At 76.0% G+C, this 15,416-nt stretch carries 9 protein-coding genes; 7 read left to right on the plus strand and 2 right to left on the minus strand.

Annotated features, from left to right (window positions below; all coding sequences use genetic code 11):
* Nucleotides 1–121 precede the first annotated feature (121 nt).
* Nucleotides 122–1,177 carry a DUF3533 domain-containing protein gene (locus OG802_RS07365; RefSeq protein WP_329408369.1) on the plus strand — a complete coding sequence of 352 codons (1,056 nt, stop codon included), beginning with the start codon at nt 122–124 and terminating at the stop codon, nt 1,175–1,177.
* 19 nt (nt 1,178–1,196) lie between these two features.
* On the opposite strand, the gene OG802_RS07370 is transcribed toward OG802_RS07365, so the two are convergent.
* Nucleotides 1,197–2,279 carry a S1 family peptidase gene (locus OG802_RS07370; protein WP_329408371.1) on the minus strand — a complete coding sequence of 361 codons (1,083 nt, stop codon included), beginning with the start codon at nt 2,277–2,279 and terminating at the stop codon, nt 1,197–1,199.
* Nucleotides 2,280–2,573: 294 nt separating this feature from the next.
* On the opposite strand from OG802_RS07370, the gene OG802_RS07375 reads away from it, so the two are divergent.
* The 6 genes from OG802_RS07375 to OG802_RS07400 all read left to right on the plus strand — a co-directional run bounded on the left by OG802_RS07375 (nt 2,574) and on the right by OG802_RS07400 (nt 13,336).
* Complete coding sequence (locus OG802_RS07375) at nt 2,574–4,148, plus strand: acyl-CoA carboxylase subunit beta (RefSeq protein ID WP_443055437.1); 1,575 nt, start codon at nt 2,574–2,576, stop codon at nt 4,146–4,148.
* Nucleotides 4,149–4,166: 18 nt separating this feature from the next.
* Nucleotides 4,167–6,068, plus strand: coding sequence for a fatty acyl-AMP ligase (locus OG802_RS07380; RefSeq protein ID WP_329408374.1), 1,902 nt, complete (start codon nt 4,167–4,169; stop codon nt 6,066–6,068).
* Complete coding sequence (locus OG802_RS07385; protein WP_329408375.1) at nt 6,065–10,054, plus strand: acyltransferase domain-containing protein; 3,990 nt, start codon at nt 6,065–6,067, stop codon at nt 10,052–10,054. Before OG802_RS07380 ends, OG802_RS07385 begins: the two co-directional genes overlap by 4 nt.
* 21 nt (nt 10,055–10,075) lie before the next feature.
* Entirely contained in the window at nt 10,076–11,122 is a 1,047-nt protein-coding gene (locus tag OG802_RS07390) for an alpha/beta hydrolase (RefSeq protein ID WP_329408377.1), read from the plus strand.
* 122 nt (nt 11,123–11,244) lie between these two features.
* Nucleotides 11,245–12,474, plus strand: coding sequence for a PucR family transcriptional regulator (locus OG802_RS07395; RefSeq protein WP_329408379.1), 1,230 nt, complete (start codon nt 11,245–11,247; stop codon nt 12,472–12,474).
* Between the two features lie 220 nt (nt 12,475–12,694).
* Nucleotides 12,695–13,336 (plus strand): cutinase family protein, encoded by a 642-nt coding sequence (locus tag OG802_RS07400; RefSeq protein WP_329408380.1) that lies wholly within the window; start codon nt 12,695–12,697, stop codon nt 13,334–13,336.
* Nucleotides 13,337–13,448: 112 nt separating this feature from the next.
* Here the strand turns inward: OG802_RS07400 and OG802_RS07405 are convergent, their stop codons facing one another.
* Nucleotides 13,449–15,176, minus strand: coding sequence for a hypothetical protein (locus OG802_RS07405; protein ID WP_329408381.1), 1,728 nt, complete (start codon nt 15,174–15,176; stop codon nt 13,449–13,451).
* Nucleotides 15,177–15,416: the final 240 nt, after the last annotated feature.

Consider the following 15,416-nt stretch of genomic DNA (forward strand, 5'->3'; position numbering starts at 1 on the left):
AATCGAACATCAGTTCACTACTCTCCCACCCCCACCATAGACCAAATTCCGAACGTATGTACGACAGCCGTTCGGACGCCCCCCACCTGCGGAAACATGCCCCTCCCCGGACCGTGGGGACATGACACAGAGCACCGGCGCCGACGCCCCCCGCGGCCCCTCCCGCGGCTCCTTCCTCGACGAGGTGAAGGACGCCGTCACCCCGCGGGCCACGCTGCTGGTCGTCGGCGTGGTCGCCCTCCATCTGCTCTTCATCGCCTCCTACGTCGGGGCCCTGCACGACCCGCGCCCCAAGGACGTGCCGTTCGGCGTGGTGGCGCCCCAGGCCGTCGCCCGGCAGACGGTGGCCCGGCTGGAGAAGGTGCCCGGCGGCCCCCTCGACCCGCGGGCGGTGGCCGACGCGGCGACGGCGCGCGCGCAGATCCTCGACCGGAAGATCGACGGCGCCCTGGTCGTCGGCCCGGCGAACGGCGCCGACACCCTCCTGGTGGCCACCGGCGGCGGCAAGGTGCTGGCCGCCACCCTGGCGACGCTCACCACCTCCCTGGAGAAGTCCCGGGCACGCACCCTGCGGACCGTCGACGTGGTCCCCGCCGCCAAGGAGGACGCCAACGGACTGACGGCCTTCTACCTGGCCGTCGGCTGGTGCGTGGGCGGCTACCTCTGCGCCTCGATCATGGTCGTCAGCTCGGGCGCCGGCCGCTCCACCCCACGGCGCGCGGTGATCCGGCTGCTCGCCATGGCCGTCGTCGCCGCCGTCGGCGGACTCGGCGGCGCCCTGATCATCGGCCCGGTCCTGGGCGCCCTGCCGGGCGGGGTCGCGGCCTACTGGGGGCTCGGGACGCTGATCGTCTTCGCCGTCGGCGCGGCCACGCTCGCCTTCCAGGGCGTCTTCGGGCTCGCCGGCATCGGGCTCGTCATCCTGCTCGTGGTGATCCTGGGCAACCCGAGCGCGGGCGGCGCCCTGCCGCCCCCGCTGCTCCCGCCGTTCTGGAAGGCGATCGGCCCGGCGCTGCCGCCCGGCGCGGGAACCTGGGCGGCGCGCTCGATCGCCTACTTCAAGGGCAACGACATGACCGCGTCCCTGCTGGTGCTGTCCGCGTGGGCGGTCGGGGGCGTCGCCGTCACCCTGCTCGCCTCGGTCCTGCGCACGCGCGGCGCGCGGAACGCGACGTGAGACGCGGCCGTGCCGGCCGTCAGCCGATCCGGGTCCCCGTGGCCGCGAGGGCCTCCGTCACCGGCTGGAAGAACGTCTCCCCGCCCGAGGCGCAGTCGCCGCTGCCGCCCGAGGTCAGGCCGACGGCGCTGCCGCCCGAGAAGAGGGAGCCGCCGCTGTCGCCGGGCTCGGCGCACACGTCGGTCCGGATCAGCCCGTCGACGATGTCGCCGTTGCCGTAGTTGACCGTCGCGTCCAGGCCCGTGACCGTGCCGGAGTGCACGCGGGTGGTGGAGCCGCTGCGGGTGACCTTCATGCCGACGGTGGCCTCGGCGGCGCCGGTGATCGGCCGGGCCGAGCCGTCGTAGAGGTTCACCTCGCTCGGGTGGGGCACGTCGGCGGTGTACCTGACCAGGCCGTAGTCGTCGCCCGGGAAGCTGGAGGCCTCGTTGGCGCCGATCGTCGCGCCGGAGGCGTCCGACCAGGTGGAGATCGCGTCGGTGCAGTGCCCGGCGGTCAGGAAGTACGGCTTGCCGCCCTTGACGACGTTGAAGCCGAGCGAGCAGCGCCCGCCGCCTCCGCCGATGGCGTCGCCGCCGGCGATGAAGGGGGTGAACTCGCCCTTGGAGCGCCGCAGTTCGGCCACCGGGCCGAGCCCGTCGACGATCTCGGAGAGCTTGGCCCACTGCGCGTCGGACACCGTGCGGTCGGCGAAGACCACGACCTTGTCGGTGGTCGGGTCGGTCACCCAGGCGGTGCCCGGGACGCTCGCGTCCGCCTTCAGCCTGGCGTGGGCGCCGGTCAGTTCGGCGAGGGTGTTCCCGACGAGTCTGGCCCGGGCGCCGGCGGCCTCGACGGTGTGCGCGGCGTCCTCGTCCAGGACGTTCACCACGAGAGCGTGACGCTCGGCGTCGTAGTACGTGCCCGCCGCGTCGTCGCCCAGGTCCGCGCCCAGGGTCGAGGCCAGCCTCCCGGCCGCGAGGGCCGACAGGACGGCCGGCCGCGGGCTCTTCGCCGGCTCGCCGGCGCTCGCGGTCTGGAGGGTGACTCCCGCGGTGACGAGCGCGGCGGCGGCCGCGCCCGCGACCACCGCCCGTCGTCCGGATATCCGTCGGTGCTTCAACTCGCGTCCTCCTGTGGGGGCCGGTCCGCAGCGGTGTCGCAGGCCGCGGCGGGCCGGAGGGGTGGTCGGCGGCGGCCCACTCTTCCCAACCCCGCGCGGAGCGCACAAGGTCGACCTCGACAAGCGCACAGGGTGGGCACCGCACGCCCCCTGCTCCTTCACCACCCCTTCCGGGTGTTGTCACCCGGGGACGAACGCGCAGCCCGGGAGACTCATCTCGCGCACACGAAGCGGCGATCCCCTCGGCCCTTCCCCTGGCCGCTGCCATATTCGAAGCCACTTTCGGAGGTGGCTGTGACGCCAGAGGCGACGACATCCCGGGGGCCGAGGACGGCGACGCGCGTGCCCGACGGCACCGCCGAACGTCTCACCGGCCTGGAGAGCCGGCGGGCCCGGGCGCTGGCTCCGGGCGGACCGCGCAGACGCGGCGAGCACGGCGCACGCGAACGGATCGACCTGCTGCTGGACGTGGGCTCGTTCACCGAGACCGGCCAGTTCGTCCGGGGCCGCCCCACCGGGGACGGCGCCCGGCGGCCGTACGGCGACGGCGTGGTCACCGGTTACGGCACGGTCGACGGACGTCCGGTCTGCGTGTTCGCCCAGGACCCCACCGTCTTCGGCGGCAGCATGGGCGAGGCGTTCGGCGAGAAGACGGTCGCCCTGATGGACCTCGCCCTGAAGACCGGCTGTCCGGTCGTCGGGCTCAACGACGGCGGCGGCGCCCGCATCCAGGAGGGCGTCGCCTCGCTCGCCCTCTACGCCGAGCTGGTGCGGCGCAACGTCAAGGCGTCCGGGGTCATCCCGCAGATCTCGGTCGTGCTCGGGCCGTGCGCCGGCGGGGCGGCGTACTCGCCGGCCATCACCGACTTCACCGTCATGGTGGACGGCGCCTCGCACATGTTCGTCACCGGACCCGACGTCATCGAGGCGGTCACCGGCGAGCGCACCGAAGCCGAGGAACTCGGCGGCGCCCGCACCAGCAACACCGTCAACGGCAACGCCCACTTCCTCGCCGCCGACGAGGCCGACGCCCTCGACACCGTGCGCGACCTGCTGTCGTACCTGCCCGCCAACAACCTGGAACCGCCGCCTCACTACGCCCCGGCCGCCGCGGGCGCGGGCCGGCCGCTCGACGAGATCGTGCCCGACCGGCTCGCGCAGGCCTACGACATGCGCGACGTCCTGCGGGCGGTCGTCGACAACGGCGAACTGCTGGAGATCCAGGAGCTGTTCGCGCCCAACATCGTCTGCGCCCTGGCCCTCGTCGAGGGCGCCCCGGTCGGCGTCGTCGCCAACCAGCCGCTGCACGCGGCCGGCGTCCTCGACATCGACGCCTCCGAGAAGGCCGCGCGCTTCGTGCGGTTCTGCGACGCGTTCGGCATCCCGCTGCTGACCTTCGCCGACGTCCCCGGTTATCTCTCCGGGGTCCGCCAGGAGCAGGGCGGGATCATCCGGCGCGGCGCCAAACTGCTCTACGCCTACGCCGAGGCGACCGTCCCCAAGGTCACCGTGGTGGTGCGCAAGGCGTACGGCGGCGGATACGCGGTGATGGGATCCAAGCACCTGGGCGCCGACATCAACCTCGCCTGGCCCACGGCCCGGATCGCGGTCATGGGCGCCGAGGGCGCCGTCGGCGTCCTGCACCGGCGGGAGATCGCCGCCGCCGACGACCCCGACGCGCTGCGGGCCCGTCTCGTCGCCGCGTACGAGAGCACCCACGGCACCCCCTATCCCGCCGCCGAACGCGGATACGTCGACGCCGTCATCGCCCCGCGCGACACCCGCGCCCACGTCTGCCGCGCCCTGCGCGCGCTGCGCGGCAAGCGCGCCCCGATGCCGGAGCGCCGGCACGGCAACATCCCGCTCTGACCGTGTGAGGAGCCATCCGTGACGGACACCCCCCGCCTCCCGCCCGCACCCGCCTGCCGGAGTCTGCCCGCGTACGTGCGGCACTGGGCCGCGACCACCCCCGACCGCCGGGCGTTCACCTTCGTCGACCACCCCGCCGCCCACCCGCGGGGCGTGCACCGCACCCTGACCTGGCGCCGACTGGACCTGCGGGTGCGGGCGCTGGCCGCACGGCTCGCCGAGGAGGCCGGGCCCGGGGCGCGGGTCGCGCTGCTGTGCCCGCAGGGCACGCGGTACGTCACCGCGTTCCTCGCGGCGCTGGCCGCACGCATGGTCGCCGTCCCGCTGTACCCGCCGGGGCTGCCCGGACACGGCGACCGGCTCCGCGCCGTGCTCGCCGACGCGTGTCCGGCGGTCGTCGTCACGACGAGCGAGCTCCTCGGCGAGGTGCGGGAGTTCTGCGCGGGCGGTGCGGTGCGGGTCGTCGCCGCCGACCTGGTGCCCGACGCCGCCGCCGGGGACCTCCCCCCGCTGCCGGAGACGCCGGACGACACCGACGTCGCCTATCTGCAGTACACCTCCGGCTCGACCCGGACCCCGGCGGGCGTGGAGATCACGCACGCCAACGTCGTCGCCAACGCCCGTCAGGCGCTGACCGCGTACGTCGCCGAGGGCGCCCCGGTGACCTGCGTGGGGTGGCTGCCGCTCTACCACGACATGGGGCTCGTGCTGAGCGTCGCCGCCCCGGTCTCGCGGGGAGCGCTGTCGGTGCTCATGGACCCGGTCGCGTTCCTGCACGAGCCCGCGCGCTGGCTGCGGCTGCTCTCCGCGCATCCGCACGCGGTGAGCGCCGCGCCCAACTTCGCCTACGACTACTGTGCCTCGGCCGTCACCGAGGGGCAGAAGGCGGAGCTGCGACTGGACCGGATCACCGCACTGATCAACGGCAGCGAGCCGGTGCGGCCCGGCACGGCCGACGCCTTCCAGGCCGCCTTCGCCGCCCGGGGACTCGTGGCGCGGACCCACTGCCCGTCGTACGGGCTCGCGGAGGCCACCGTGTTCGTCAGCGCGGCCCGGCCCTGGGAGCCGCTGCGCCGGTTCGCGCTCGACCGCGACGCGCTGACCGCGGGGAAGGCCCTGCCCGCTCGGCCCGACGATCCCACGGCCGTGCTGCTCGCCGGCTGCGGCGCCCCGGCCGGGCAGCAGGTCCGTATCGCCGACCCGGTGTCGCGCACCGCGCTGCCGGAGGGCGAGGTCGGCGAGATCTGGGTGCGCGGCCCCAACGTCGGCCGCGGCTACCGCGACCAGGACGGACCGACCCGCCGCGTCTTCGGCGCGGAACTCACCGAGCCCCCGCCCGGACCCCCGGGCCGGCCGCCGTCCGACCCACCGCAGGGGTCCGGACCGAGCCCCGCACCGGCGCACACGGGCACCACCCCCGGCCCGGCGGGCGGGCGGCGCTCGGGGGGCTGGTTGCGCACCGGTGACCTCGGGACGTTCCTGGACGGCCAGTTGATCGTCACCGGCCGGCTGAAGGACCTCATCGTCGTCGACGGCCGCAACCACTATCCGCAGGACGTGGAGGCCACCGTCCAGGACGCGCACCCGGCAGTGCGGCGCGACCGGCTCGCCGCGTTCGCCGTGCCGGGTCCTGAGGGCGAACGGGCGGCCGTGGTGGCGGAGCACGCGCGGACCGCGGACCCCGCCGGGATCGACGTTCCGGCCCTGGTGCGCACGGTACGGGCGGCCGTGTCCGCCCGGCACGGGCTGCGGCTCGCCGACGTCGTGCTCGTGCCGCCGGGCGCCGTCCCCCGGACGTCCAGCGGCAAGGTGTCGCGGACGCTGGCCCGTGAACGGTACCTGGCGGGCGCGTACGCGCCAGGGACGGAGACGGTGGCGGTGACGACCGGGACGGCGACCGGGACGGGGGCGGCCGGGTGAGCGCCGTCGACGGAGCGGCGTTGCGCCGGCTGATCGCCGGCCGGGCGGCCTCCTGGCAGGGCACGGCCGCCGCGGACGTCCCGATGGACCGGCCGCTGGCGGACCTCGGCATGTCCTCGCGGGACGCGGTCGTCCTGGCCGGGGAGCTGTCCCGGGCCACCGGGCGGGAACTGCCCGCGACCCTGCTGTGGGAGGCGCCCACCGGCGACGCCCTGGTGGAGCACCTGTGCCGCGGCCCGGCGGCCGCCGCTCCGGACGTTCCCGCGGCCCGAGCGCCCGGCCCGGGACCGGCGGACGAGCCCGTCGCCGTCATCGGGGTCGGCTGCCGGCTGCCGGGGGGCGTGCACGGGCCCGCCGACTACTGGCGGCTGCTGACCGGGGGCGTGGACGCGATCCGGCGGGTGCCGGAGGACCGCTGGCGGGACTTCACGGCCTACCCGCCCGCCGACGCGCCGTCGCACGGCGGCTATCTCGACGACGTCGCCGGGTTCGACGCGGACTTCTTCCACATCACCCCACGCGAGGCCGCGGTGATGGATCCGCAGCAGCGGATCCTGCTGGAGGTCGTCCACGAGACCCTCGACCACGCGTCCGTCCCGGCCGCCTCCCTCGCCGGCACCGCGACCGGCGTCTTCGTGGGCGTCTCCGCCCCCGAGTACGGCTCGCTGACCGGCGCCGACCCGGCCGCGGTGGACCCGTGGGCGCCGGCCGGGGGCGCGCTGAGCGTGACCGCGGGACGGGTGGCGTACGTCCTGGACACCCGGGGCCCGAGCGTGGCCGTCGACACCGCCTGCTCGTCGTCGCTGGTCGCCGTGCACCAGGCCTGCGTCAGCCTGCGCACGGGCGAGGTCGACACGGCGATCGCCGCCGGGGTCAACGTGCTGCTCTCCCCCGCCGTCACGGTCGCGTTCCGGCGGGCCGGCGCCCTCGCCCCGGACGGGCGCTGCAAGCCGTTCTCCGCGGCGGCCGACGGCATCGGCCGCGGCGAGGGCTGCGCGGCCGTGCTGCTGAAGCGGCTGTCCGACGCCGAACGCGACGGCGACCGCGTCCTGGCCGTCGTCCGCGCCACCGCCGTCAACTCCGACGGCCGCTCGGGCGGTCTTCTCGCGCCCAACCCCGCGGCCCAGCGAGCCCTGCTGGCAACCGCCTACGCGCGGGCCGGACTCGATCCGGGGCGCGTCGACGCCGTCGAGGCGCACGGCACCGGCACCCCGCTGGGCGATCCGATCGAGGCGGGCGCGCTCGGCGCGGTGCTCGGGGCGGGCCGCGACGCCGACCAGCCGCTGCTGCTGGGATCCGTCAAGGGCAACCTCGGGCATCTGGAGTCCGCCGCGGGCATCGCCGGGCTGGTGAAGACGGTGCTCGCGCTGCACCACGACCTCGTGCCGCCGTCCCTGCACTGCGCGCGGGGCAGCGCGCTGGACGACGGGCGGCTGCGGGTGGTGACCGAGCCGGAGCCGTGGCCCCGCTACGGCGGGACGGCCACCGCCGGGGTCTCCGGCTTCGGGTTCGGCGGCACCAACGCGCACGCGGTGCTGGAGGAGGCGCGGCCCGCCGTCCTGCCGCCGCCGCCCGGCGGGGAACCGGCCGCGCGCCTGCACCTGCTCTGCGACGCCGACGCCGGCCGCGTCCGGGACACCGCGGGCCGGCTGGCCGAGTGGCTGCGCACGCCCGAGGGGCGCGCGGCGCATCCGGCCGACGTGGCGCGCACCCTCGCCGGGCGCACCGGGCGCGGCCGGGCGCGGGTCGCCGTCGCCGCCCGTGACCGGGAGGACCTCGTGGACGCGCTGGAGGCGCTGGCGCGGGACCGGCCCCACCCCCGGGTCGTCGCCGACGAGCGCTCCCCGGCCGGGCGCGGGCCGGTGTGGGTCTTCTCCGGCCACGGCAGCCAGTGGGCCGGCATGGGACGCCGGCTGCTGGCCGAGGAGCCCGTCTTCGCCGCGGCCGTGGAGAAACTCGACGTCGCGCTGGCCCCGCACTGCGGCTGGTCCCTGTACGACCGGCTGGCGTCCGGCGCCGGCCTGGACCGGGTGGAGATCGCCCAGCCTGCGCTGTTCGGGACGCAGTTGGCGCTCGCGGAGCTGTGGCGCGCCCAGGGCGTCGAGCCCGTCGCCGTCATCGGGCACTCGCTGGGCGAGGTGGCCGCCGCGGTGTGCGCGGGCGCGCTGGACGTGTCGGACGCGGCCCGGGTGGTCGCCGTGCGATCCCGGCTGCTCGGCGGGCTGCGCGGCGGGGCGATGGCCGTCGTCAACCTCGATGACGGTGAACTCGGCTCCCTGGAGTCGGAGTTCCCGGACGTGCGGGTCGCCGTGTACTCCGCGCCCGGCCGGCAGGTCGTCACCGGCGCGCAAGCGGCGGTCGCCGCGCTGGTGGCGGCGCTGCGGGCGCGGGGGCGGGCCGCCCGCGCCCTGCGGGTGGCCGGCGCCGGGCACTCCCCGCAGGTCGATCCGCTGCTGCCGGAGCTGACCGGGGCGCTGGCCGACGTCCGGGGCGGGCGGCCGCGTGTGCCGGTCTACTCCACCGTCCTGGACGACCCCCGCGGCGAGGCGGCGTTCGACGCGGCGCACTGGGCGGCGAACCTGCGGCGGCCCGTGCGCCTGGACCGGGCCGTCGCGGCCGCCGTCGCCGACGGCCACGGCGCGTTCGTCGAGATCTCGCCGCACCCCGTGCTGACCGGGGCCCTGACCAGCGCCGCCCCCGGCGCCCTCGTCCTGGGCACGCTGCGCCGCGACGCCGACGACTTCGCCGCGTTCCTGACCCGGGTGGGGGCCTGGTACGCGGCCGGGGGACGCCTGCCGCTGCCGCCGGGCCGCGTCGTCGACCTGCCCGCACCGCGCTGGCGGCGTCGGCGGCACTGGTGGACGGACGGCCGCCCGGCGACGGCCCCCGTCCCGGCCGCGGAGGTCTCCACGGAGCCCGCCGCCCCCGAGGACGCCTCCCTCACCGGTCGCGTCCGCCATCACGTCGCCGCGGTCACCGGCCACCCGGCGGCCCGGATCGCGCCCGCCGCCGCCCTGACCGACCTGGGCCTGGACTCCCTGATGGCCGTCCGCATCCGCACCGCCCTCGAAGGCGAGTTCGGCATCACGCTCCCGCTGCGCGCCCTGCTCGGCGCCGGCACGGTCGAGGGGGTGGCCGACCTCGTCCGGCGCGCCGTGCCCGCCGGGGAGCCGGACTCCCCGCTGCGCGTCCTGCACGCCGGCGGCGCGCGGGCCCCGCTCTTCCTGGCGCACGCCGCCGGCGGCACGACCGGCGTCTACCGGGCGCTCGTCGACCGGCTCGGGGACGACCGGCCGGTGTACGGGCTCGAACGCGTCGAACAGGCCCGCACGGTGCCGGAGAAGGCACGCCGGTACGCGGAGGCGATCAGCGCCGTCCACCCCGACGGGCCGTGCCTGCTGGGCGGTTGGTCCTTCGGCGGATTCGTCGCCCAGGAGACCGCACGGCAGCTGACCGCGGCCGGACGGCACGTGGGCCTGGTGGCGCTCCTCGACTCGGTACGCCCGCTCCCCCTGCCCGGCGTCACCCCGGCGGACCGGATCCGCTCCCACCTCACCGGCTTCGCCCGGCACGTCCTCGACGCGTACGGGGTGCGGCTGGAGCTGCCCTACGACGAACTCGTCGCGACGGACGACGACGGCGAGCGCATCGACGCCGTGCTGCGCGCGCTGCGCGAGACCGCCGACGTGCCGGCCGCCGCCCTGGAGCACCAGCGCGCCTCCTATCTGGACCTCAGGACCGGCGAGGCCCACCGGCCGGGGACGTTCGACGGACCCGTGGTGCTGTACCGGGCCGCCGGGCCCGCCCCGCACACCGTGCGCGACCCCGCCTACGAACGCGACGACGAGGCCCTGGGCTGGGACGAGGTGTGCCCGCGGCTGACGGTCGTGAGCGTCGGGGGCCACCATCTGTCGCTGCTCGACCCCCCGCACGTCGACGAGCTCGCCGCCGGTCTGCGGCGCGCGCTCGCCGAGCACAGTCGCTGAACCGGACGACGAGGAGCCGCCATGTCCCGCCCCACCGCCGCCACGCCGCGCCCCGGCGCCGCCACGTCACTGCCCGCCGCCCCCGCGCCGCACCCCGCCGGCGCGGTGTCCCGGCGGGCCGTCGCCAGAGCCGCGACGGCCGTCGGCCTCACGGCCCTGCTCGGCGCCCGGACCGCCGCCGCCCGCGCCTCGACGGGCCGGACCGCCCCCGCGCGGGCGGCCACGAGCCGGGCCGTGACCCGGGTCGGGCCGCGCACCCTGGACGTGTCCGTGACGTCCCCGGCCCTCGGCCGCAGCGCGCCGCTGCGGCTGATCCTGCCGTCGGACTTCGACGCCCGGCCCGACCGCTCCTATCCCGTCCTGTACCTGCTGCACGGCGCCCACGACGACTACACCTCCTGGACGCGGGAGACGGACATCGAGTCCTTCACCGAGGGCCGGCAGCTGATCGTGGCGATCCCGGACGCGGGCCCCACCGGCATCCCCACCGACTGGCGCAGCGGTCCCGACTACGAGACCTTCCAGGTCGAGGAGGTTCCGGCGCTGCTCGCCCGGGACTACCGGGCCTCCGGCGCGCGGGCCGTCGCCGGGGTCTCCACCGGCGGCTACGGCGCGATGGCGCACGCGGCACGCCACCCCGGCCGGTACGCCGCGGCGGCCTCCTACAGCGGCATCCTCGACACCACCGCGCCGGGCGTGCCGCCGATTGTGGACGCCATCGTCGCCCGCGAGAACCTGCTGCCCCGCACCCTGTGGGGCAACCCGCTGCTGAACCCGCTCACCTGGCGCGACTTCAACCCGCGCGCCCGGGCCGCGGGGCTGCGCGGCACGAGCCTGTACGTGTCCAGCGGCAGCGGGGTGGCGGGCGGCAGCGGCGACTGGCTGCCCGAGGCGCTGGAGAGCGCCCTGTGGCCCTCCGCCCACGCCTTCACCGACACGCTCGCACTGCTCGGCGTCCCGGTCACCGCCCACTACTACCCGGGAGGAGGACACAGCTGGACGTACTGGAAGCGGGAGTTCACCGCCTCGTGGCCGATGCTCGCCCGTGGGCTGGGGGTGCCGGAGTGACACCGGCGGCGCCGGGGCACGGAACGGAGCGCAGGGGACGTCCGTCCAACACGGGACTGCCCCCTCGGCCCGCGGGCGACGGCCCGCGGGTGAGCCGCTTCCGGGTGAAAGGAGTGACCGCCGTGGCTTCCCCCACCCCGCGCGGCGTGCCGCAGGGCCGCGGCGCCTCCCCTGTGCCGGCCGAACTGGCCAGGCTGCTGCGCGACGGGCTGGAGGCCGTCGCCGACGAGGTGGAGGAGGAGGTCCGCGGCCGGGTCCCGGAGTACGCGCGACTGGCCGACGGGACCTACCGCGCGCGCCTGCGGGCCGGCGTCGTCCAGGCCCTCACGCTCTTCGTGGACCACATCGCCGATCCGCGCGGGCAGGGGGACGCGATCGCGGCGACCTACTACGAACTCGGCCGGGGCGAGGCCCTGGAGGGGCGCAGCCTGGACGCCCTTCAGTCCGCGCTGCGCGTCGGAGGGCTGGTCGCCTGGCGGCAGATGGGCCGCACCGCCGAGGAACTCGGGCTGGACTCCACGGTCGTGGCGGCCCTGGGCGAGCTGGCGTTCCGCACCGTCCACGAGGTGGCCGAGGCGGCCGCCGCCGGATACGCGGAGGCCCGGCTGCACAGTACCGACGAGCTGGAACGCCGGCGCAGACGCCTGCTCGACCTGCTGCTCGGCGACGGACCGGTGTCCCCGGAGGCGGTGCAGGACCTGGCGCACGGCGCACGGTGGTCGGTGCCGCCGTACGCCGCGGTCGTCGCGCTGGCGGCCACGCCGGAGCGGCGCGAGGAGGAGCGGCCGCTCGCGGCCGCCGGGGCGCTGGTGGACATGGAGTCCCGGCCGCCCCGGATGCTGGTGCCCGACCCGGACGGCTCCGGCCGGTTCGGCGGGCGGGCGTTCGCCCTCGCGCTGCGCGGCCGGCCGGCGGCGATCGGCCCCACGGTGCCGCTCGCCGAGGCCGCCCGGTCGCTGCACTGGGCGACCCGCGCGCTGGGGCTGATGGGCCGCGGGGTGCTGCCCCGGCAGGGCGTGGTGCGGTGCGCCGACCATCTGTCGACCCTGCTGCTGCACGGCGACGAACCGCTGCTCGCCCGACTGGAGTCGCGGGCCCTCGCGCCGCTCGACGCGGTGTCCGAGGGACAGCGCCCGCGGCTGGCGGAGACGCTGCTGGCCTGGCTGCTCAGCGGCAGCAACGTGCCCGACGTCGCCGCCCGGCTCCATGTGCACCCGCAGACGGTCCGCTACCGCCTGCGCCAGCTGGAGAGGCTCTTCGGCGACGCCCTGCACGAGCCCGCCACCCGCCTGGACCTCATCCTGGCCCTGCGCGCCGGCGAACTGCGGGGACCGCGCGACGGCGGCGCCTAGCCGGCTGGCCGCCCGTTCGTCAGGTCCGCTCCCCCCGGCGCCCGGCGATGCCGTCCGGCGCTCGCCCGGCATTCCCCCCACTCCCTCCCACTCATATCGGCAACAAAAAGCCGGGGACTTTCTGAATTCCCGTCCATAACGGCTCCGCAGGCAAAACGAATACGTTCGGGGTGTCCTTTCCCCCAGGCGCTGGACAGCGCCCCATCCGCAAAGGATCCCCATGCGTATTCGCTCGTTCCTGGCCGCGCTCTCCCTGCTCGGCGGGGTCGCTTCGGCCGTTCTCACCGCGCCCGCCGCGTCGGCCGCCGCCTGCTCGGACATCGACGTCGTGGCCGCTCGCGGCACTTTCGAACCGGGCACGCTCGGACTGATCGTCGGCGACCCGGTCTATTCCGCCCTGCAACGGAAACTGACGGGTAAAAGCCTCTCCGGCTACAAGGTGAACTATCCGGCGGACCTTTCTCTCACGTCGGCGGCGCAGGGCAACGCGGATGTGGTGAACCATGTCCGAAGCCAGGCGGCCGCCTGCCCGAACCAGCGGTTCGTCCTCGTCGGCTACTCGCAGGGCGCGAACGTCGTCGACAACTCCATCGGGGTGAGCAGCGCCGGAGCGGTGGTCGGCAGCCCCATCGTCGCCACGATCCCCGCCGCGCTCGAACCGCGGGTGGCGGCGGTGCTGCTGTTCGGCAACCCGATCCGGGCGCTCGGCAAGAGCGTCACCGGCGTCTACCAGTCCCGCACCGTCGACTTCTGCGCCCACGGCGACCCCATCTGCGAGAACGGCGGCGGCGACGTCCTGGCGCACCTCGGCTACACGGCGAACGCCGACGCGGCCGCCGTCTTCGCGGCGGGCAGGGTCTGAGTCCCGGCCCGCCGAGGCCCTGAGCCTCGATCCGCACGACGGCACGACGGCACGACGGCACGACGCGAGGGCCCGGGAGGATCTCCCGGGCCCTCACGCTGCGCGGGTACCGCTAGCGGGGGTCGCGGGCGAAGGCGGTGAGCGCGGTGGAGACCGGCTCGGGCCGGCCGTTGTTCTGCACCGGCGCCGCGGTCAGCACGTCGAGGTGCTGGTAGCCGTCGGCGACCAGCGGGTGCAGGTCGGCCGGGATGCGGCCGGCCAGCAGTCCGTCCCCCGCGAGCACGGTGAGGACCGGCTTGGCGGTGAGCCCCTCGGGGTGGGCGACGAGCCGTTTCACCTGCGGGGATCCGGCCATTTCGAGGTCGGTGACGAGCTTGGTCGGGAAATACTGCTCGGTGAAGTCAAGCGGCTGCTCGGCGAGGCTGCGGGCCAGCTCCCCCAGCGCGGTGACCTCCTTGCCCGCGTCGGTGAACGGCGTCCCGTCGGCGGACCGGCGGCCCGGGTCGTCGGGGTCGCCGACCCGGTCGTAGTCGCGCCAGGTGTACAGCGGTCCGTGCGGCCGGTCGGGGATGGCCTTGTACGCGGTGCCGAACAGCCCCGGCTGCGGGGTGCCGCCGTTGGCGACGGGGAAGCTCTTGTCGACGACCGGCCCGCCGTCGAAGAAGCCGACGCTGCTCTGAAGGAACGCCAGCGGCACGGAGTTGTCGTCCATCAGCGCCCCGAGCACGGCGGCGTTGGTCAGCCGGAAGTCCTTCACCGCGGGCGTGCCGGTGACGAAGGCGGCGGCGTCCCTGGAGAACAGGAAGCGGTTGGTGGCCTCGATGTTGAGGCCCGAGGGCAGATAGGACGGCAGGTCGGCCTCACCGTCCGGGTCGCGCGTCGCGCCGATACCGGCGATGGCCAGCAGCGTCATGGTCCCGGGGTTCAGCAGGACCGGCGCGGACAGCGAGCGCGGCAGCAGTCCGCTGTCGAGCCCGGCCTGGACGACGCCGTAGCCGAGGCCGACGTCGGGCAGGTTCGTGTCGTCCGGGATGCTGCCGCTGAGGTCGCCGAGCGAGGTGGAGACGGTCGTGTCGAGGGCGAAGTAGCCGGCGCACTGCCGGTAGCCGGCGTCGGCGGTGGTGGTGCGGTCGCCGTCGAAGTCGGCCGTGGCGAAGTACCCGGTGACGACCCCGCCGAGCGAGTGGCCGCCGCACAGCACCTTGCGCTCCCGTACGCGCTGGTCGGGCAGTTCGGCGGTGAGCAGGGTGTACTGGTCGCGGACGGTCTGCTCGACGCCGAGCCGCGCCATCCAGCCCAGCCGCTCGTTGCCGACGAACCCGGCGAAGGCGCGCCCGCCGACCTGCCTGCCCCGGTAGTAGTAGTCGACGGCCGCGTGCTGGTCGCCGGAGTCGACGCCGGTGTGGTCCTCCAGGCAGTTGGAGCGCCGGTCCAGGGCCCAGAACTCGATGTGCAGGCCCTGCTCGGCGGCGCGCGCCACGGTGTTGCGGGCGACGCTGTCGAAGGCCCCGGCGCCCTCCAGGATGCCGGGCTGGGCGACGAGGACGCGGTCCGCGTCGGCCGGCGCGGCGGGACCGTCGGCGGAGCGGTAGCGCAGGTACGACAGCCAGTCGCACGCCGCCGGACGGGCTCCGAAGGAGACGGGCAGCGGCGCCTTCAGCCGGACCGCCGTCTCGGTCACGCCGGTGACGCCGCTCGTGGAGGCCACCGGCGTCTCGGTCCTCGCGGGTTCGGCCCGGGCGCCGGGGGCGGCGGTGAGGGCGCCCGCGGTCAGCAGCACCGCAAGCGCGGCGCTGCGCAGGGCTTTCGCGGTTCTTCCCGTGCTGCTGCTCGTGTTCATAGCCGGACCGTAGGGCCGGCCGGTCCGTGCGGCTCCGGGGTGCTCACAAGTGCGCAGCACCCGCCGGCGCTTTTGTCAGCGCCGGACGAACCCGCTCCGGACGGCGAGGGGCCCCCGCGCGCGACGCATCGCGTGCGGGGGCCCTGGTGAGCCCGACGGAAGGGACGGGCCCGAGGACGGAACGGACCGGAAGCCGCGCCGGACCGACGGACGCGGCGAGCTGCCCGACGGGACGAACCG

It is taken from the genome of Streptomyces sp. NBC_00704 (assembly GCF_036226605.1).
Lineage (GTDB): Bacteria > Actinomycetota > Actinomycetes > Streptomycetales > Streptomycetaceae > Streptomyces.

Coding starts and splice junctions, on each gene's coding strand:
- OG802_RS07365 (WP_329408369.1), top strand. CDS start 122: ATGACACAGAGCACCGGCGCCGACGCCCCCCGCGGCCCCTCCCGCGGC.
- OG802_RS07390 (WP_329408377.1), top strand. CDS start 10,076: ATGTCCCGCCCCACCGCCGCCACGCCGCGCCCCGGCGCCGCCACGTCA.
- OG802_RS07400 (WP_329408380.1), top strand. CDS start 12,695: ATGCGTATTCGCTCGTTCCTGGCCGCGCTCTCCCTGCTCGGCGGGGTC.
- OG802_RS07405 (WP_329408381.1), bottom strand. CDS start 15,176: ATGAACACGAGCAGCAGCACGGGAAGAACCGCGAAAGCCCTGCGCAGC.